General features: G+C 64.5%; 13 protein-coding genes. 4 read left to right on the top strand and 9 right to left on the bottom strand.

From position 1 onward, the window contains the following. Window positions 1–44 precede the first annotated feature (44 nt). From XI05_RS24390 to XI05_RS24380, 3 genes are all read right to left on the bottom strand, one after another. Window positions 45–3,383 (bottom strand): autotransporter domain-containing protein, encoded by a 3,339-nt coding sequence (locus XI05_RS24390; protein WP_271506537.1) that lies wholly within the window; start codon window positions 3,381–3,383, stop codon window positions 45–47. Window positions 3,384–3,700: 317 nt separating this feature from the next. Beyond that, on the bottom strand, window positions 3,701–5,575 hold the full coding sequence (gene glsA / locus XI05_RS24385) for a glutaminase A (RefSeq protein ID WP_271506535.1): 1,875 nt from the start codon (window positions 5,573–5,575) through the stop codon (window positions 3,701–3,703). Window positions 5,576–5,762: 187 nt separating this feature from the next. Continuing rightward, complete coding sequence (locus XI05_RS24380) at window positions 5,763–6,851, bottom strand: cyclase family protein (RefSeq protein WP_271506533.1); 1,089 nt, start codon at window positions 6,849–6,851, stop codon at window positions 5,763–5,765. A gap of 116 nt (window positions 6,852–6,967) precedes the next feature. Between XI05_RS24380 and XI05_RS24375 the strand changes: the two genes are divergently transcribed. After that, window positions 6,968–8,038: a CobW family GTP-binding protein gene (locus tag XI05_RS24375; RefSeq protein WP_271506531.1), complete on the top strand. Its 1,071-nt coding sequence runs from the start codon at window positions 6,968–6,970 to the stop codon at window positions 8,036–8,038. Window positions 8,039–8,095: 57 nt separating this feature from the next. Here the strand turns inward: XI05_RS24375 and XI05_RS24370 are convergent, their stop codons facing one another. From XI05_RS24370 to XI05_RS24360, 3 genes are all read right to left on the bottom strand, one after another. Then, window positions 8,096–9,307 carry an MFS transporter gene (locus XI05_RS24370; RefSeq protein WP_271506529.1) on the bottom strand — a complete coding sequence of 404 codons (1,212 nt, stop codon included), beginning with the start codon at window positions 9,305–9,307 and terminating at the stop codon, window positions 8,096–8,098. Further along, window positions 9,307–10,182, bottom strand: a complete 876-nt coding sequence (gene kdsA / locus XI05_RS24365) for a 3-deoxy-8-phosphooctulonate synthase (protein WP_271506526.1) — start codon at window positions 10,180–10,182, stop codon at window positions 9,307–9,309. Before kdsA ends, XI05_RS24370 begins: the two co-directional genes overlap by 1 nt. A 128-nt stretch (window positions 10,183–10,310) precedes the next feature. Then, window positions 10,311–10,637 (bottom strand): NIPSNAP family protein, encoded by a 327-nt coding sequence (locus tag XI05_RS24360; RefSeq protein ID WP_271506524.1) that lies wholly within the window; start codon window positions 10,635–10,637, stop codon window positions 10,311–10,313. A gap of 376 nt (window positions 10,638–11,013) precedes the next feature. Between XI05_RS24360 and XI05_RS24355 the strand changes: the two genes are divergently transcribed. Beyond that, window positions 11,014–12,510: a hypothetical protein gene (locus tag XI05_RS24355; protein ID WP_271506523.1), complete on the top strand. Its 1,497-nt coding sequence runs from the start codon at window positions 11,014–11,016 to the stop codon at window positions 12,508–12,510. A gap of 42 nt (window positions 12,511–12,552) precedes the next feature. On the opposite strand, the gene XI05_RS24350 is transcribed toward XI05_RS24355, so the two are convergent. From XI05_RS24350 to tpiA, 3 genes are all read right to left on the bottom strand, one after another. After that, window positions 12,553–14,184, bottom strand: a complete 1,632-nt coding sequence (locus tag XI05_RS24350) for a CTP synthase (RefSeq protein WP_271506521.1) — start codon at window positions 14,182–14,184, stop codon at window positions 12,553–12,555. 166 nt (window positions 14,185–14,350) lie between these two features. Beyond that, the gene (secG, locus tag XI05_RS24345; RefSeq protein ID WP_172783619.1) at window positions 14,351–14,734 is read right to left on the bottom strand and encodes a preprotein translocase subunit SecG; all 384 of its coding nucleotides are present in this window, start codon (window positions 14,732–14,734) and stop codon (window positions 14,351–14,353) included. A 145-nt stretch (window positions 14,735–14,879) separates the two neighbouring features. Continuing rightward, window positions 14,880–15,638 (bottom strand): triose-phosphate isomerase, encoded by a 759-nt coding sequence (tpiA, locus tag XI05_RS24340; protein ID WP_271506518.1) that lies wholly within the window; start codon window positions 15,636–15,638, stop codon window positions 14,880–14,882. A 223-nt stretch (window positions 15,639–15,861) separates the two neighbouring features. On the opposite strand from tpiA, the gene XI05_RS24335 reads away from it, so the two are divergent. After that, window positions 15,862–17,760: a SurA N-terminal domain-containing protein gene (locus XI05_RS24335; protein WP_271506515.1), complete on the top strand. Its 1,899-nt coding sequence runs from the start codon at window positions 15,862–15,864 to the stop codon at window positions 17,758–17,760. Window positions 17,761–17,774: 14 nt separating this feature from the next. Further along, window positions 17,775–18,788, top strand: a complete 1,014-nt coding sequence (gene trpD, locus XI05_RS24330) for an anthranilate phosphoribosyltransferase (protein WP_271506513.1) — start codon at window positions 17,775–17,777, stop codon at window positions 18,786–18,788.

Below are 18,788 nucleotides of genomic sequence, written 5' to 3'. Positions count from 1 at the left end.
CTCTCACTGCACCCTAGACTAGGTCCTGTCCGGACAGATCCGCTTCACCACGCGTACCGGACCACGCCCTTGCCTGCGTAGGACCGCGTGACGCCAGAGAATTCGCCCTCGAAAGTGCCTGCGGCCGACCAGCCGCTCAACCACTTCTTCTCGACCGATCCCGTTACCAATGCGGAATCCGCGGCCATCGCCGCGCCGCTCACGACGAAGCTTGCACCGGGCAGCGTCTGAAACGTGGCGCCAATGGTGCGGTCCGGATTGAAATCGTGCGCCCAGGCGAGCCGCCCGCGCAGCGTGACAACACCGTCGGTCTCGGCAAAGGCCTTGTCGGCGCGCAGGCCGAGCTCGGTCCGCGTGTCGGTGACGCTCTTGGCGCCGTACGTCAGCGCAAACTGATTGCTGCCAACGATCGCCTGCTCGGCGTAGGCCGGCAGGTCGAAGGTGGTGAACTGTGCTGCCGCATAAGGCGTGAGACCGACGCCATGCGCCACGAAGCGATAGCCGCCCTCGAGCCGGCCGGAATAGGTGTTGGCGCCGAACTCGGCGCGCAGGCGATCGAGACCGGCAACCGTCACCGTGCGATCGGTCGTGATGTTCTGCCAGCCATAGGCCAGCGCGCCGGAGATGTAGGCTGGCCCCACGACATGCCGGAAGAACGCACCGGCCTGGAACAGGTCCGACCGGCCGCCGCCAAACGCGTTAGCCACGGTAAAGCTGGTGCCGCCGCCGGCAAGCGCAAAGCCGACCAGCGTATCGCGCGAGACGCGATAATCCGCGCCGACAGCAGTGCCGTAGATGTTGCTGGTGGTGGTATTGGAGCCGACGATCGTGCTGCCGTCAGTCTGCTGCGTCCCGCCGAACCCCGCCGCCCAGACGCTCCACCGCTGCTCGAACGAGGGCGCAACCGGCGCCTTGGTGGAGATCGCAGCATAAGCGTCGCGCTCGCTCTTGCCGCGGCCGATGCCTGCATAGGCCAGGCTCTCATCAGCAAACGCGTTCGGCGTGCCGCCCGCACTGAAGGGATCGCCCCGGCCCGCAATGAAGGGATCGGTCATCACGCCCATGAACTGGTTCATGGCGTTGAACGTCGCCTGCTGCGGCGCGCTACCCGCCTCGCCAGATAGCTGCGTCAGGCCGCCAGGCATCAGGCCGCCGAACGCGATCGGGATCGTGCCGTTGGTGTTGAAATAATTGATGATGGCGTTGCCGACATTCTGCTGATTGGCATTCAGGTTGCCGGACGGCGGCGCAAAGATCAGCGCGAGGTCCAGATAAGCGTGGGTCGCATCGTAGCTCAGTGACGTCTTGAAATTCGCCGGCAGGCTGATGTTCACCACGGTAGGATCGAACGTGCCGGTGATGCTGCCCGCATTCAGGATCGTGTACTGCTTGGCGACGTAAGAGCCGGCCGCGAAGTTGGCGCTGACAGTGGCGCCGCCGAGCGTTGCGTTGCCCGTGACATTGGCAAAGGTGGACGTCGTGGGATTGAGGAAGACATTGAAGTACGCCCCGGACTGCATCGCGAGGCTTGCCAGTGTCATGGAGGTTCCCGGCGTACCCGGGGCACCCGGCGAGAAATAGCCTCCCGCGATCAGGGTGGCTCCGACGGTACCGGTTCCGCTCAGGAATCCGTTGGTATTCACAGTGAGGACCGAGGACGCGAGCGAGCCCTCCACCACCAGGACACCAGCGCTGACGGTCGTGCTCCCAGTGTAGGCGCCGCTGTTGCCCGAGAGGATCAGGGTGCCGGAACCGGTCTTCACGAGGTTGCCGGTGCCGATCACGGATCCGGCGAACACGGACGTCGAATTGTCGCCCCCGACCGTCATGGTGAACACGTCCGTATCCAGCTGGGTGCCTGCTACGCCGGCGAGCGAGCCGAAGGTCCCACCGCCGGAGGTCGAGTAGACATTCGCGCCGGCTGCCGTCAGATCCACCCGTCCCGTGACGTTGCCGCCGTAGACGTTCATCGAAGCGAGGCTGCCAGACAGCGTCATGTTGCCGTTGATCGTCCCGTAGAGCTGGGTGTATCCGCCAGCGGCGTTGATCGATCCATTGATCGTCCCGGTGGGATCGACGACAATGTTGGCGCCGATGGCGTTGCTGATGGTGTTTGTCGCATTCAGCGTTCCCGTGACTCCGAGATTGCCGTTGTTGGTCACGGTCGTCGCATTGACCGTCCGTCCGGCGTCAATTGTTGTCCCGTGAATCATCGCACTGGACTGGTTGATCAGCGTCGTGACGGTGAGATCGCCGCCTGAGACGAAAAGGTCTGATGTGGTACCGGTGGTCAGGGTACCGTTGACGGTGAGCGCACCGGTCACCGTGAAGGTGCCGCTTTGATGGTCGACGTTGCCATTGATCGTGCCGGCTGCGTTCGCCGTGCCGGAATTCGTCAGTCCGCCATTGACCGTTCCAGTCGTCGTGAAGGTACCGCCGGCTGCGTTCGTCGTCCCTGCGCTTGTCGTCACCGTACCGCCGTTGGTGAAGGTGCCGGCGTTGTTGACGATGCTGGTCGCGCTCAGCGTACGGCCCGCGAAGACCTGGACTGCGGTGGCCGAGGTCGAATTGTTCGTCAGCGTCGTGATGCCGGTAAAGCTGCCGAACTGCACGGCCAGGCTCGACGTCCCGTTGTTGGTCAGCGCACCGTTGGTGGTGAGATCGTTGATCAGCGCGAAGACGCCGCTGCCCTGGTTGGTGATGCCGTCATTCAACACACCCCTCGCGTTGGCCGTGCCCGAATTCGTCAGCCCGCCGTTGACCGTGCCCGTCGTGTTGAAGGTGCCGGAATTGGTCGTGCCTCCCGTCGTCGTGATCGAGCCGTTGTTGAAGATCGTGCCACCGTTGTTGGCAATCGTGGTCACTGAGATGACGCCGCCGGGAATGTTGGAGAAATTGCCGGAGTTGGTGATGTCGCCGGTCAGGTTGCCTGAATTGCTCGCGATGGCACTGTTGGTCAACGACGTGTTCAGAGTGCCGGTGTTGAGGAAGGTTCCGGCGGTAACGCTGGTGGTGGTGAACGAGTTGGTGCCGGACAGCGTCAACCGGCTCGACCCCGCCTGCGAGATCGTGGTGCCCGTCATGTTGTTGCTGATCGAGATGAAAGTACCGACGCCGACGGCATTGTTGGTGATGCCGGTGACAAAATTCACCGCCTGACCGCTTATTGTGTAGCCTTGTGAGGCAGCGTCGAAAATCCAGGACTGGGGTGCGATGGGGCCAAGCGTGACCGTGACAGCCGTCGTGCCCGTGCTGGAAAAGGTCGCGGTTTCACCCGCGCTGTCGGGGACGGTGCCTGTCGACCAATTGGTCGGCGCGTTGTAATTGCCGTTGTCGACGCCGCCGTCCTGCCAGACCTGCGCTCGCGCCAGTGACGGCAGCAATGCAACCGTCGCAAGAGCAGTGCCGGCCAGAAAAGCCCTGAAGAGCGTCCCACGCGTGGGCCCAACCCCGTCCGCCCGGATCATTGAAAATTCCGCTGGGCCTGCGCTGCCCATGATAGCCAGATTCCTCAAACGGGAAATACCTAGCTGCTTCGCCACCGGCGAACCATCGATGATCGGTTTTATCGCCGGATGAGTCGGCGATTTCCCTCTGCGGTGTGATTGTAGAGCAACAAAAGGTTGCATATTTTCTAGGCACCCAGCGATATCAGGCTGGAAGCCGCGTCAGCCGGAGGGCGAGCGCGATAGTCCAGCACCTAATACGCGCTCAGCAAGTCCACCTTGGCATTCGCCAGCACCAGCCGCCGCGCCAGGATCGCGGCGAGGTTGCGCATGATCTTCAACGACGTTTCCGGGTGCAGCCGGCGGTAATCGGCAAAGCTGTCGAGCGGCAGTTCGAGGCAGGTGACGGGCGTGTCGGCCAAGACGTCGGCGCTGCGGCTTTGCTCCAGGATCGCCATCTCGCCGAATTCCATGCCGGGGCCGAGGGAAGCGAGCCGCACGCCGCTGCGCAGCTTCACGCTGACCATGCCGCTCTGGAGAAAGAACAGCGAATTGGCGGGCTCGCCTGCCGCGATGATGCGCTGGCCGGCCGCGTAATGGCGCGTGGTCGACAGCTTGACGATGGCAGCGATCTCCTCGGCATCGAGCTCGGCCAGCAGCGCCTGCTCGCCGAGATGCGCGCTCTCCTTGAGATCGGTGAAGCCGCCGAAGCGGTAGATCACCTGGTCTTCGGCCCATTCGATGGCATCGTCGAGCAGTGCGAAGCGGCGCAGCCGGCGCGGCTCGGCAGTGCGCGCGGCGATCGCGCGCCACACCGCGGAGGTGGTCTCGAAGCCGGACAGGACGGCGGTGACGCCGGCATTGCCGAGCGCGGCCAGCGTCTCGCCGAGCAGCTCGGCGCCGGCCGCGGTGACGTCGGGGACGCGGCGGAAATCGATGATCAGCAGCGGCGCGTTCGGCGGCTCGCTGGTGAGCCGTCGGGTGACGTAGTCGATCGTGGCGAAATTCATCGCACCGACCAGCTCGAGCACGCGGATGTCGCTGTGTCGTTCGTCGAGGATCTGCTGCTCGTGTGGCTGGCGGCTGCGGCGCGAGGAGATGCCGTAGACGTCGTAATCCGCCATGATGCTGGTGCGGACGTCGGCGTTGCGATTGAGCATGTGCAGGTCGAACCGCGCCGACAGCGCCTCGCAGACCTTCAGGCCGCGCACGCTGTTGAAATGGTTGTCGAGCAGCGGCGAGAAGGTGCCGAGCCCGAGCTGCGAGGGCAGCGCCGCGACGATGCCGCCGCCGACGCCGCTCTTGGCGGGAATGCCCACGCGGTAGGTCCACTCGCCGGCATAGTCGTACATGCCCGAGCTCGTCATCACCGAAAGCGTGCGCGCGACGATGTGCGGCGTGATCACCTGCACGCCCGTCACCGGATTGATGCCGCGATTGGCGAGCGTTGCCGCCATCACCGCGAGGTCGCGCGCGGTGACCAGGATCGCGCATTGGCGGAAATAGACGTCGAGCACGGCATCGACGTCGTCGGGCAGCACCGCGTAATTCCGCAGCAGCCACGCAATTGCCCGATTGCGATTGCCGGTCGCGGTCTCCGACGCGTGTACGGCCTCGTCGACGCCGAGCTCGCGGCCGGCGAACGCGCTGAGCTTGGCGCGGACGCGCTCGAAGGCGCCCTTCCCTTCGACCTCATAGATAAGGCCCGAGCAGGCGATCGCGCCGGCATTGACCATGGGGTTGAAGGGACGGTTGTCGTTGGTGAGCCGGATCGAGTTGAAGGCCTCGCCGCTCGGCTCGACACCGATCGTGGCCGAGACGCGCGCCTCGCCGACCATCTCCAGCGCCAGCGCGAAGACGAAGGCTTTGGACACCGACTGGATCGTGAACGCCACCTCGCTGTCGCCGACCTCGTAGACATGGCCGTCGATGGTGACGAGCGCGATGCCGAAATGATCGGGATTTGCACGCTTCAGCTCGGGAATGTAGTCGGCAAGCTCGCCGGAATTGTCGGTCCGGAATTCGGCGTGGCAATCGGTGAGGAAACGCCGCAGCGGCGGCTTGGTGAGATATCCGGTCGAACGGCCCGGACCGCCTGCGTTGGCCGAATGACTGGTCTGGACGTCCACGGTCTCACACCTCGATTTGCCCAGAATCGAAGCAATTCGTGTGCCATGTATACCGAGCCGACGGTGTCGTGGTGGGAGCTATGCCCCCTGGCGTCACGCCCTATCGCGAACTATCGCGAACGGGGGTGATTGGGCGGGGCTTCGCGTGATGGGCGGGGAAGTCCCGCCCACCCGCTTTTTGTCCGCGTCAGGTGATCGCGATCGGACAGCCATTGCTGCCGGTCGCGCCTTTGATCGGCGATGGCGTGAAGCAGTAGACGAACTGGTACTTCTTGTCGGCAATCAACTCGTCAAAGATCAGGTTCTCGTGGTTGAGGATGCCGTGCTTGGTCTGCAATTCGGCGTGAACCACGAAGGCGAGCGACTTGTCCGGATTGGGCACCACTTCGACCGCCCAGGTGTCTGCCGCGGTCAGCGCGAGATCCTTCTCGATGATCCACTTCGCAGCATCGAGGCCGATTCCAGGCTCGCCGCTATTGTAGCGATCATTGTTCTTCATCCACAGGGAGCCCCAGCCGGTGTGGAACATGATCGCATCGCCTGGCTTGATGTCGCTCTCCGCGATGCTTTGCTTCGCCAGCGCCGCCTTGATATCGGCCGAGGTGATCTCTTGGCCCGCGTCCATCATGCCGCCCTTCAGCGCGACCATATCGATCAGGTGGGCGCGTGTGAACAGCGGCTTGAGCTTCTCGGCGCCAAGCTTCTTCAGGCCGTAGGCGTCGCCGATCTCTGCGGCGCTGAAGCCGTTGTAGAAGCGCATCTCGCTCTTGTCGCCGTCCTTACCCAGCTGGATACCGATATGGCCGAGCCCGTCGAATTGTGTACCGGTCTGGCCGATTTCGGTGGCGAGAAACTCGTCGTGATAGACGAGCTTGTTGTCGCCGAACGGGCCGCCAGTCGGCCCGCCGGGAATGCGCAATGAGAATGCGCGGGCGCCAAACAACGGCATGCCTTGCTCGTAAACGCGGCCGATCTTGTAGATCTTGCCATCCTTGATCCACTTCACGGCATCGAGAACCTTCGCTGGCGTGATGTGGTTCGACGCGCCGGCCTCGTCGTCTTTGCCCCATTTCGAGGGCCACCAAGGCTTGTCCACGCCCTTTGGCATCGCTGCGGTTTGGGCCTGCGCCTCGGTAATCGGTGCGAGTGAGAACTTGCCGTGCATCGCACCTGCGAATGCCGCCCCAGCCGCACCGGCAAGGCCTGCCGTGCGGAGCAGGGTCCGCCGATCGGTCGCGGCACCGCCCTTCTCTTCGTCGCCTTTGGTATCGTCCATCGTTTCCTCCCGGGTTGTGCCCGCTGAGATCGGGCTTAAGATTCTGTTTTCGGAATGCTCGTCCTCCATTAGGCTGATGTCCAGCGACAAAAATAAGACCAGGGTTGAGGACGCCGATGAGCCTGTTCGAGAGCGACAAATCCGCCGAGCGGACTCCGGTGTCACTGATCACCGGCTTTCTTGGCAGCGGCAAGACGACACTGCTCAACCGCCTGCTGCGCCATGACGCGATGAAGGACAGCGCCGTCGTCATCAACGAATATGGCGAAGTCAGCCTCGACCACCTCCTCGTGGAACGCGTCGACGGCGAAGTCGCCGTGCTTGCGAGTGGTTGTATTTGCTGCACTATTCGCAGCGATCTGGAAGAGACCCTGCGCGCGCTGCTGGTGCGCCGCGATCGTGGCGAGGTACCGCCGTTCCGCAGGATTTTGGTCGAGACAACGGGGTTGGCTGACCCCGCTCCCATTGCTCAGCTGCTGCTGAACAACCCTTTGGTCTCGCATTTTCTGCGGCTAGACACCGTGGTGACGACCGTCGATGCAGTCAATGCAGCACGGCAGCTCGACCGCCAATACGAGGCGGTGAAGCAGGTCGCGCTCGCCGACCGGCTGCTGATCACCAAACGCGATTTGGTCAAGGACACTGACGCATTGGACTTGCGGCTTCGTCGGCTCAATCCTGGCGCCAGGATCGAGAGCGTGGTGCATGGCGAGGTCGATCCGGCCCAACTATTCGGCGCTGCCCTCATTGATCCGGAAAAGAAGACAGCCGATATCGAGCGCTGGCTCAACGAGCAGGCGTTCGCCGACGTCGCCAAGGCGGCGCATGAGCGCGCCCATCATCACGGTGACGGTCACGCCCATCACGAGCATCACAGCCACGATGCATCGATCCTTAGCTTCATGATCGCATTCGACGATCCCCTGGACTGGATGGCCGTATCGCGCTGGCTCGCGCATCTGCGCGCCACCCGGGGAGAGGACCTCTTGCGGGTCAAGGGCATCTTGAATCTTCGCGATGAAGCGACCCCGGTCGCGGTCCATGGCGTCCACCACGTCTTCCATCCGCCGGTGGCGCTTGCAAAATGGCCCGATGCCGACCGCCGTTCGCGCATCGTGTTCATCACCCGTGGCATTACGCGCCCCGAGGTGCTTGACCTCTGGCAGGAGGCCCACGCGAGCGCCTGAGCGCCACAAAGACCGCTCGCGCGGCTTTTTGAAAGGACGCTTCTCCCGGACGCGCTCTCAGACGCGGGCATCTGACGGCGCCCGCTGCCGCAGCATGCGGGCACAGACGAGGCCCAGCACCACCATGATCACAGCGCTTGCGAGCAATGTCGGCATCTTGCCGGCATGCTGCAGCCCGAAGCCGTAGGCGAGCGGCCCCACCGTCTGCCCCATGAAGAAGAAGAACGAATGCAGCGACATCGCCGTCGCCCGCGCACCGATCGACAGCTCGCTGGCGAACACCTGCAGGCAGCCATGGATCATGTAGAAGCCCCAGCCCATCGCCAGCATGCTGACGAATTGCAGCTTCCAGCCGGGACCGAAGGCGAGCGCGCCGAGCTGCAACGCCACGAGGCTCGCGCCCGCGATCATCATGCCCTTGACGCCGAGCCGCGGCAGCATGCGCGAGACGGTGAGCGTGTAGAGCAACCCGCCGACCGCAAATCCCGCGATCACGATGCCCGCGATCGACAGCGATTTCTCGCCGAGATCGAACAGGAACGCGGCGATGAAGGGAAACAAGCCGAACACGCAGCAGCCTTCGACGAACACGGCCGAATAGCTGTAGCGCGTGTTGGGATTGGAGAAGATCGTGCGGTAGCCCTGCCGCAACGTCCTGAAATCCGTCTTCGGCGGTGCCGTCAGCGCCGCCCCGCGAAATCCTGCCGCAACCGCCACGGCCGCGATCAGCCCGAGCGCGCCGAGGATCACGAGCACGCCGCGCCAGCCGATGAAATCGCCGATGATTCCGCTGGCGGACGAGCCGAGCAGATTGCCGGTCATCGAGCCCGCCATCGTGCGCCCGATCGCAACCTGCCGCTTGGCCGGCGCGACGAGATCGGCGGTGAGGCCGAGCGCGACAGGAAACACGCCGCCTGCGGCGATGCCGGCCAGGATGCGGCTTGCGAACAATCCGGAGAAGGAGGTGGCGAGCGCGCCGAGGATGCAGGCAACGCCCAGCAGCGCCAGGCACGCCGTCATCAATCGCGCCTTGCCGAACAGATCGGCCGCCGCTCCGATCGCCGGCTGAACCAGCGCGTAGATCAGGGCAAAGCCGGCCGCGATGCTGGCGGCCGTCGTGATGCTGATCGCGAAATCATCCGCGACATGCGGCAGGACGGGATCGAGCGCGCGCGTCGACAGTGCGGCCGAGAAGCCGGCGAGCGCAATGATGTTGATCGCGGGCGGAAATTTCTGGTCGGACGACGGCCTGGTCACAGGCTGGTGCATCAGCGCATGGTGCTCTTTGACGTCGTCTTTGACGTACTTTTGGCCAGCGCGTCGAACGCCATCAATCGCGCGACCAGCCCCTCGAACTCGCGCAGCGGCACCATGTTGGGGCCGTCCGATGGCGCGCGATCGGGATCAGGATGGGTCTCGATGAAGACGCCGGCAACGCCGACCGCGACAGCTGCACGCGCCAGCACCGGCACGAATTCGCGCTCACCGCCCGACGATGTCCCCTTCCCGCCCGGCTGCTGCACCGAATGGGTGGCGTCGAATATGACGGGCGCGCCGGTGGTGCGCGCAAGGATCGGCAGCGCGCGCATGTCGGACACGAGCGTGTTGTAGCCGAATGAGGCGCCGCGCTCGGTGACGAGCACGTTCGGATTGTTCGCGCTGGTGATCTTGGTCACGACGTTGGCCATGTCCCAGGGCGCCAGGAACTGACCCTTCTTGACGTTGACGACCTTGCCGGTCGCAGCCGCCGCCAGCAGCAGATCGGTCTGCCGGCACAGGAAGGCCGGAATTTGCAGGATGTCCACCGCCTGCGCCACCTCGGCGCATTGCGTGGCTTCGTGCACGTCGGTCAGGACAGGCAAGCCGAACGAGGATCGGATCTCCGCGAAGATCGGCAGCGACTGCGCAAGGCCCAGCCCGCGCGCCGCCGCCGCGCTGGTGCGGTTGGCCTTGTCGAACGAGGTCTTGTAGACGAGGCCGATGTTCAGCCGCGCCGCGATCTCCTTCAGCGCGGAGGCTACCTCCAGCGCATGCTGGCGGCTCTCGAGCTGGCAGGGCCCAGCAATGACCGAGATCGGCAGATCATTGCCGAATTTGACCCCGCCGATGGTGACGACCGGCGCCGCTGAATTCGAAGAGCTCAAGGCAAATCCCTCGTTTCGGCGCGACCATAGCCGCCATGAGGGTCGGATCAACCCTCTTCCGCCCGGGCGGTCCGAATATCAGGGTTGCGCCAGGGTCCCCAATGAGGCTGCGCAGCGCCGACCGGCGCTCACTTCACCGCCGAGAACGCGGTCGGCGCCAGAATCTGGCTGACGATATTGGCAACGATCTGCCCGTCGGATTCGCTCTCGGCGCGGGCCTTCATCCAGTCCGGATCGGTCATGAACGCGCCCCACTTCTTCTCGCGCTCGGCAAGCGAGTCCCAGGCGAGGAAATAGGTCAGCTCCTGGTTGGATTCGCCGATCACGGTCGTGAAGAATCCCGCCTGCTTGATCCCGTGCTTCTCCCAGATCTTCAGCGTGGCAGTCTCGAACCGCTTGAGCAATGCCGGCAGGCGGCCGGGCAGGCAGCGATAGACGCGCATTTCGTAGATCATTCATGGTCCTCCCTGACACGAGCGGCGGTTATACCCGCTGGCCACAACTCTGTCTTGAGCCTCGCCCGGGCGCCCCTCATGGCGTTTCGCGCATAGCTCGATAGCGCGGGGCCGGCGCCCTTGATAATGTGCAGGTTCGGTCCGGGCGTATCAGCCGCCGACGGCCCGAGAGCGATCGGCGAAACGACCGAAGCGATCAAAGGAGGCAGAGGCAATGACCTATTTTGATCTCGGACCGTACAGCCGCAAAATCACCACGACTTCGCCTGATGCGCAGCTCTGGTTTGACCGAGGGCTCAACTGGGTGTTCGGATTCAACCACGGCGAGGCGATCAAATGTTTTCGCAGGGCGCTCGAGTTCGATAACAGCTGCGCCATGGCGCACTGGGGCATCGGCTACGCCGCGGGTCCGAACTACAACCTGCCCTGGGGCCGCTATGACCCACAAGGCCGTCAATTGGCGCTCGCTGCATCATACGATGCGACGCAGGACGCGCTCGCGCAGGCGGACAAGGCGAGCCCGGTCGAGCAAGCGCTGATCCGCGCCCTGTCTGCGCGCTATCCGCAGCGTGAAACGATCGAGGACATGGCGCCGTGGGACAAGGCCTTCACGCGAGAGATGCGAAAGGTCTTCGCCACGTATCCCGACGATCTCGAGGTCCGAGCCATCTTTGCCGAATCGATCATGAACGAGACGCCGTGGCTGATGTGGGACCTTGAGTCTGGTGAACCCACCAAGGGCGCCGGCACCGAGGAATGCAGGGCCGTGCTCGAACAAGCTTTCGATCGATGGTCGGCTGCGTGGAATCATCCGGGACTGCTTCATCTCTACGTCCACCTCATGGAGATGTCTCCCTTCCCGCAACGGGCGATGCGGGCTGGCGACCGGCTGCGCGCGATCGCCCCCGATAGCGGCCATCTGATCCACATGCCGACGCATCTCGACGTGCTGTGCGGGCAGTACAACGACGTCCTGCTCTACAACCAGAAGGCGCTGGCGACCGACCGCAGGTTCCTCGCTTATTCGGATGATCCGGGTGTCTACCTGGTCTATGTCATCCACAACTTCCACTTCGCCATCTACGGCGCGATGTTCCTGGGTCAATACGCCCCCGCTATCGCAGGGGCCGAGGAACTCATTGCCACCGTGCCGGAGCCGGTGCTGCGCATTCAATCGCCCCCCATGGCGGACTTCCTGGAAGGCTATTTGACGATGAAGCAGCACGTTCTCGTGCGTTTCGGCAAATGGCACGACATCATTGCCCAACAGCTGCCGGAGGATCGCGAGCTATACTGCTCGGTGACGGTGATGATCCACTACGCCAAGGCGGTGGCTCATTCGGCGCTTGGCCACGTCGCCGACGCCGAAACTGAGAAAACGTTGTTCGCACAGGCGAAGACGCGCGTGCCGGAGAGCCGGCTCGTGCACAACAACAAGGTCGTCGCCCTGCTCGGCGTGGCCGAAGCCATGTTGAATGGTGAACTGGAATATCGCAAAGCCAACTACGACTTTGCGTTCGCTGAGCTGCGCAGATCAGTCGCGCTCAGCGACGCCCTGCCCTATGACGAGCCGTGGGGATGGATGCAGCCACCGCGTCACGCACTCGGCGCGCTGCTGCTGGAACAGGGACGGATCGAGGAAGCCGAGGCGGTGTACCGTTCCGATCTCGGCCTTGATGGAAAGCTGAGCCGGGCCTGCCAGCATCCGGACAATCTGTGGTCGCTTCACGGCTTGCACGAATGTCTCATGCGGCGTGGCGACAAGGCCGAGAGGCCGCTGATCAAGCAGCGACTAGACCTCGCCCAGTCGCGGGCGGAGGTGCCGATCAAGGCATCTTGCTTCTGCCGCAGGATGGACGTCGCGGCGGCGTAGCCGGACGTGCGAGCAAGACTTCGTCAGGGAAGTCCGAGCCGGCTACACCAGCCGGCTCTGCACCATCGCCGCCTGAATGAACGAGGCGAACAGCGGATGCGGCTCGAACGGCCGCGACTTCAGCTCGGGATGGAACTGGACGCCGATGAACCAGGGATGATCCTCGTATTCGACGATTTCAGGCAGAACGCCGTCGGGCGAGAGCCCTGAGAATTTCAGGCCGTGCTGCTCGAGGCGGTCCTTGTAGGCGGTGTTGACCTCGTAGCGATGGCGGTGACGCTCGGAGATTTCGGTCGCGCCGCCATAGACCTGCGAGACGCGGCTGCCGCGGTTGAGCGCGGCCGGATAGGCACCAAGCCGCATCGTGCCGCCGAGGTCGCCCGCCTGCGAGCGCTTCTCGAGCTCGTTGCCGCGCAGCCACTCCGTCATCAGGCCGACCAGGGGCTCCCTGGTCGGGCCGAACTCGGTGGAGTTGGCGTCCTCGATGCCGACGAGGTTCCGCGCGGCCTCGATCACCGCCATCTGCATGCCGAAGCAGATGCCAAAATACGGCACGTCGCGCTCGCGCGCGAACTGCGCCGCCTTGATCTTGCCCTCGGCGCCGCGCTGGCCGAAGCCGCCGGGCACCAGGATGCCGTTGACGTGCTCGAGGAACGGCGCCGGATCCTCCTTCTCGAAGATCTCGCTCTCGATCCAGTCGAGATTGACCTTCACCTTGTTGGCGATGCCGCCATGCGAGAGCGCCTCGATCAGCGACTTATACGCATCCTTCATGCCGGTGTACTTGCCGACGATGGCGATGGTGACGTTGCCTTCGGGGTTGCGGATGCGCTCGTTGATCTGCTGCCAGCTGCGCAGCTCCGGCGGAATCCGCGAGGCAATGCCGAAGGCGGCGAGCACTTCGTCGTCGAGGCCCGCATTGTGATAGGCCTCGGGGACCGCATAGATGTTGTCGACGTCGCGCGCCTCGATCACGGCGCTTTCGCGCACGTTGCAGAACAGCCCGAGCTTGCGCCGCTCTTCCTTCGGGATCTCGCGGTCGGTACGGCAGAGCAGGATGTCCGGCTGGATGCCGATCGAACGCAGCTCCTTCACGGAGTGCTGCGTCGGCTTCGTCTTGAGCTCGCCGGCGCTGGGAATATAGGGCAGCAGCGTCAGATGGATGTAGACGGCATGATCGCGCGGCAGCTCGTTCTTGAGCTGGCGGATCGCCTCGAAGAACGGCAGGCCCTCGATGTCGCCGACGGTGCCGCCGATCTCGACCAGCACGAAGTCGTAATCGTCATTGCCGTCGAGGACGAATTCCTTGATGGCGTTGGTGACGTGCGGAACCACCTGGATGGTCGCGCCGAGATAATCGCCGCGGCGCTCCTTGGAGATGATGTCCTGGTAGATGCGTCCCGTGGTGATGTTGTCGGCCTTGGTCGCCGGCCGGCCGGTGAAGCGCTCGTAGTGACCGAGATCGAGATCGGTCTCCGCGCCGTCATCGGTCACGAACACTTCGCCGTGCTGATACGGCGACATCGTTCCGGGATCGAGGTTGAGATAGGGATCGAGCTTGCGGAGGCGGACCTTGTAGCCCCGGGCCTGCAGCAGGGCACCCAGTGCCGCCGAAGCCAGACCCTTGCCGAGCGAAGAAACCACGCCGCCGGTGATGAATATGTACCGCGCCATGGGACTTAACCTCTAATCCCTCGAATTCGATTCGCCAAAGCGATTCGTATTCCGCCCCAAAGATTTTGCGGGCCTGTGGGTGATCCAGAACTGAGAGTGGTGACAGTGCCTTGATGGGGATTGTTGATGCAGGACGGTAGCCATCGCCCTGCATGGCCCCCCTGCTTTATTGCGAGCGTGGCACCTGAGGACCGGTCGGAGCCGGTGCCTGCTGCTGCTCGTCGGCCTTCTTCAGCGAATCCAGGATGCCGCCCGAGGTCGGCGGCGCGATCGGCGATCCGCCGGCCGGCTGGGTCTGCGCGGGCTGGCCGATGATCGACGACGGCTTGCGGTCGTAACCGGCATACCAGGACAGGAACAGGCTGGTGAGGAAGAAGCCGACGGCGAGGATCGCCGTGGTCCGCGTCAGAAGGTTCGCCGTGCCGCGGCTCGACATGAAGCCCGCGCCGCCGCCCATGCCGAGGCCGCCGCCTTCCGACTTCTGGAGCAGGACGGCACCGATCATGACGGCGACGATCATGAGGTGGATGACGATGACAACGGTCTGCATGATATCCTTCCGTCACAAGCGGGCGGCGCCTGACGGCGGCCGATCGCGCTTCGCGGGTTTTCCTGAAGTTGCGCGGTGTTACACGATCGGAGGTGGCAATGCCACCCCCGATCGGGCCCGGACCCACGGTTCGGGTTGGCAGCGCTTAGTTAGGACAGCCTTTGGCTATGGCAAGGAAATCGGCCGCTTTCAGGCTGGCGCCGCCGACCAGGGCACCGTTGACGTTTTTCACCGCCATCAGCTCGGCTGCGTTCGAGGGCTTGACCGAGCCGCCGTAGAGAATCCGCATCCTGGCCCCCTCGCCCTTGAACCTGGAGATCAGGAACTCCCGGATAAAGCCATGAATCTGCTCGACATCCTGGGCCGTGGGGGTCAGGCCCGTGCCGATCGCCCAGACCGGTTCATAGGCCACGACCAGATTGGCGGCGGTGGAGGCAATTGGGAGCGAGCCCTGGAGCTGGCCGCGCAGGACGTCCAGGGTCTGACCCGCATCGCGTTGGCCCTGCGTTTCGCCGATGCAGACGATCGCAATGGCCCCGGCGCGCCAGGCCGCCTCGGCCTTCTGCCGGATCAGCGCGTCACCCTCGCCGTGGTCGGCGCGGCGCTCGGAATGGCCGACAATGATGGCGGTTGCGCCCGCATCCGCGAGCATTTCGGCAGAGATATCGCCGGTATGGGCGCCGGAAGCCTTGGGGTGGCAGTCCTGGGCCCCGACCGCGACTTTCCTGCCGCGCGCCTTCTCGGCGAACGCCGCAATCAGGGTCGCCGGGGGGCAGATCAGCAGGTCGGCCTTGCCAGCCACGTCTGCCGCGCCGTTGAGCATGGCGTCGAATTCGGCAGCCTGGGCCTTCAGGCCGTTCATTTTCCAATTGCCGGCGATCAGCGGTCGGATGGCGTCGGTCATGTCAGTTTCCAGCGATACGGGGTTTGCTCATGCGCTAGCAGAGGACCTGCCGCAGTTCCAGAGACCAGGGACTCTTAACCGCAGCTTCTCGCCGTCGCATGAGGCGAGGTTGCGGGGGGAAAGCCGCCACTTTATGATGATCTATCAATTTGGTGACGCGCTTTTGCGGAATCTGCATTAAGACGCGCTCCCGTTCCCCTCCTGACCAAACAAGTTGGACCAAATGCTCCGAGGAATGCGCAAGGCCTCATCGAACTGGCTCGGCAAGACCATTATGGCCGTGGTGATGGGCGTGTTGATCGTCAGTTTCGGCATTTGGGGCATCGCCGACATCTTCAAGGGCTTTGGCCAGTCCACGGTCGCCAAGATCGGACGCACGGAAATTTCGCTCAACGAGTTCCGCCAGATCTACACCGACCGCCTGCAGCAGATCAGCCGCCAGTTCGGCCGCCCGCTGACGCCCGACCAGGCGCGCGCCTTCGGCCTGGATCGCCAGGTGCTGCAGCAGACGATCGCTGAAGCCGCTCTCGACGAAGAGGCGCGCCGGCTCGGACTTGGCCAGTCCGACGAGCAGATCCGCCAGCTCATCATGAACGATCCCAACTTCAAGGGCGTCGGCGGCAATTTCGACGCGAACCGCTTCCAGGCCTTGATCCGCAACTTCGGCTACACCGAACAGCGCTATGTCGCCGAGCAGCGCAAGGTGTCGCTGCGCCGGCAGATCACCGGCACGGTCGGTGCCGGCCTCGAGCCGCCCAAGGCCATGATCGACGTGCTGACGCGGTTCCAGAACGAGCAGCGCGCCATTGAATTCGTCAAGCTCGATGCTGCGCAGGCCGGCACCATCGAGGCGCCCTCGCCCGAAGCCCTCGCGACCTATTTCGAGGACCACAAGGTCCAGTTCCGCGCGCCCGAATATCGCAAGATCGCCTTCGTCGTGATCTCGCCGGAAGAAATCGGCAAATGGACCGAGGTCTCCGATGAGGACGCCAAGAAGATGTTCGAGCAGCGCAAGGACCGGCTCGGCACGCCGGAGAAGCGCCAGATCCACCAGATCGTGTTTCCCAACGAGGCCGAGGCCAAGGCGGCACGCGAGCGCCTCGCCGGCGGCATGTCGTTCGAGGACCTCGGCAAGGAGCGCGGTCTCAGCGCTTCCGACGTCGATCTTGGACTGGTGACCAAGTCGGCGCTCGATCCTGCGGTCGGGACTGCTGCCTTCGCGCTTCCGGCCGGTGAGATCAGCCAGCCGATTCAGGGCGCCCTCGGCACCTCGATCGTCAAGGTCGACAAGATCGAGCCGGGCAATGAGGCCGATTACGCCAAGCTCGCCGGCGACATCAAGCGCGAGATCGCGACTGAGCGCGCCCGAGTCAAGGTCGCCGATCTCCGCGACAAGATGGAGGACGAGCGCGGCGGCGGCTCCAGCGTCATCGACGCGGCGCAGAAGCTCGGCCTCACCGCCGTGACCATCGAAGCCGTCGACCGCTCCGGCCGCGCCCCGAACGGCCAGCCGATCGCCAATATCCCGCAAGGCCTCGACGTGGTGTCGCAGGCCTTCAACACCGACGTCGGCGTCGACAACGACGCGATCTCGTTCAAGGGTGGTTATGTCTGGTACGACGTGCTCGCCATCACGCCCTCGCGCGACCGCAATCTCGACGAGGTCCGCGACCAGGTCGAGGCGCGCTGGCGCCAGGACCAGATCGCGACCAAGCTGAAGGCCAAGGCGACCGAGATGGTGCAGAAGCTCGAAGCGGGCGGCAAGCTCGCCGACGAGGCGGCCGCGGTTGGCACCAAGGTCGAGACCGCGACCGGCTTCAAGCGCGACGACTCGCCCGCCGGGGTGCCCGGCACCGTCGTGGCGGCGGCCTTCCGCACCGCCAAGGACGGCATCGGACAGACGGCCGTGAGCGGCGGCAGCGAGATGATCGTGTTTCGCGTCACCGAGATCATCGATCCCGCGGTCGACTTCGCCTCGGACGCGGTCAAGAAGCTGAAGGAGAGCCTCGACCGCGCCCAGACCGAGGAGCAGGTCGCTTCCTACGTCAACAAGCTTGAAACCGACATCGGGACCACCATTAATCAGGCCGCCTTCGCGCAGGTGACCGGCGCGAACCAGTGAGTTGAAAGCACGCGATGGACGACCTGAAATCGATCATTGGAAAAGTGGCGACCGGCGCCAGCCTGTCGCGTGACGAAGCCGCTTCCGCCTTCGATGCCATGATGAGCGGCGAGGCCACGCCCTCGCAGATGGGCGGGCTCCTGATGGCGCTGCGGGTGCGCGGCGAGACCGTGGACGAGATCACCGGCGCGGTCGCGGCGATGCGCTCGAAGATGCTGACCGTGCAGGCGCCGCCCGAGGCGGTCGACATCGTCGGCACAGGCGGCGACGGCTCCGGCTCGGTCAACGTCTCGACCTGCGCGTCCTTCATCGTCTCGGGCGCCGGCGTGCCGGTGGCCAAGCACGGCAACCGCGCGCTGTCGTCGCGCTCGGGCGCCGCCGACGTGCTGGCCTCGCTCGGGGTGAAGATCGATCTCAAGCCGGGGCAGGTCGGCCGCTGCGTGCGCGAATGCGGCATCGGCTTCATGTTCGCCCCCGCCCACCATCCAGCCATGAAGAACGTCGGCCCGACCCGCGTCGAGCTTGCCACGCGTACGATCTTCAACCTGCTCGGCCCCCTGTCCAACCCGGCCGGCGTGAAGCGGCAGATGGTCGGCGTGTTCTCACGGCAATGGGTGCAGCCGCTGGCGCAGGTGCTCAAGAACCTCGGCTCCGACTCCGCCTGGGTGGTGCACGGCTCCGACGGTCTCGACGAGATCACCCTCACCGGCCCGACCTTCGTCTCCGCTCTCCACAACGGCGAAATCCGGAATTTCGAGGTGACGCCGGAGGAAGCCGGGCTCTCGCGTTGCGAGGCTGGTGCGCTCAAAGGCGGTGACGCCGACGCCAATGCGATCGCGTTGCAGAGCGTGCTCGACGGCAAGCAGAGCCCCTATCGCGACGTGGCGCTGATCAACGCCGCCGCCGCGCTGGTCGTGGCCGGCCGCGCCAAGGACCTCAAGGAAGGCGTCGCGATCGGCGTCCGCTCGATCGACAGCGGCGCGGCCAACGCGAAGCTGAAGCACCTGGTCGCGGTCTCCAACAGTTGA

It is taken from the genome of Bradyrhizobium sp. CCBAU 11357, from assembly GCF_028128865.1.
In the GTDB taxonomy this organism is placed as follows: Bacteria; Pseudomonadota; Alphaproteobacteria; order Rhizobiales; family Xanthobacteraceae; genus Bradyrhizobium.
Note: the sequence above shows the minus strand (reverse complement) of the source record. Positions and strands in the feature narration are given on the sequence as shown.

Excerpts from the sequence above, each read along its gene's own strand:
- XI05_RS24350 (WP_271506521.1), bottom strand. The coding sequence starts at position 14,184 with ATGGCGCGGTACATATTCATCACCGGCGGCGTGGTTTCTTCGCTCGGC.
- tpiA (WP_271506518.1), bottom strand. The coding sequence starts at position 15,638 with ATGACCGACGCCATCCGACCGCTGATCGCCGGCAATTGGAAAATGAAC.
- XI05_RS24335 (WP_271506515.1), top strand. The coding sequence starts at position 15,862 with ATGCTCCGAGGAATGCGCAAGGCCTCATCGAACTGGCTCGGCAAGACC.
- XI05_RS24375 (WP_271506531.1), top strand. The coding sequence starts at position 6,968 with ATGAGCCTGTTCGAGAGCGACAAATCCGCCGAGCGGACTCCGGTGTCA.
- XI05_RS24370 (WP_271506529.1), bottom strand. The coding sequence starts at position 9,307 with ATGCACCAGCCTGTGACCAGGCCGTCGTCCGACCAGAAATTTCCGCCC.
- XI05_RS24380 (WP_271506533.1), bottom strand. The coding sequence starts at position 6,851 with ATGGACGATACCAAAGGCGACGAAGAGAAGGGCGGTGCCGCGACCGAT.
- secG (WP_172783619.1), bottom strand. The coding sequence starts at position 14,734 with ATGCAGACCGTTGTCATCGTCATCCACCTCATGATCGTCGCCGTCATG.
- trpD (WP_271506513.1), top strand. The coding sequence starts at position 17,775 with ATGGACGACCTGAAATCGATCATTGGAAAAGTGGCGACCGGCGCCAGC.
- XI05_RS24355 (WP_271506523.1), top strand. The coding sequence starts at position 11,014 with ATGGCGCACTGGGGCATCGGCTACGCCGCGGGTCCGAACTACAACCTG.
- XI05_RS24360 (WP_271506524.1), bottom strand. The coding sequence starts at position 10,637 with ATGATCTACGAAATGCGCGTCTATCGCTGCCTGCCCGGCCGCCTGCCG.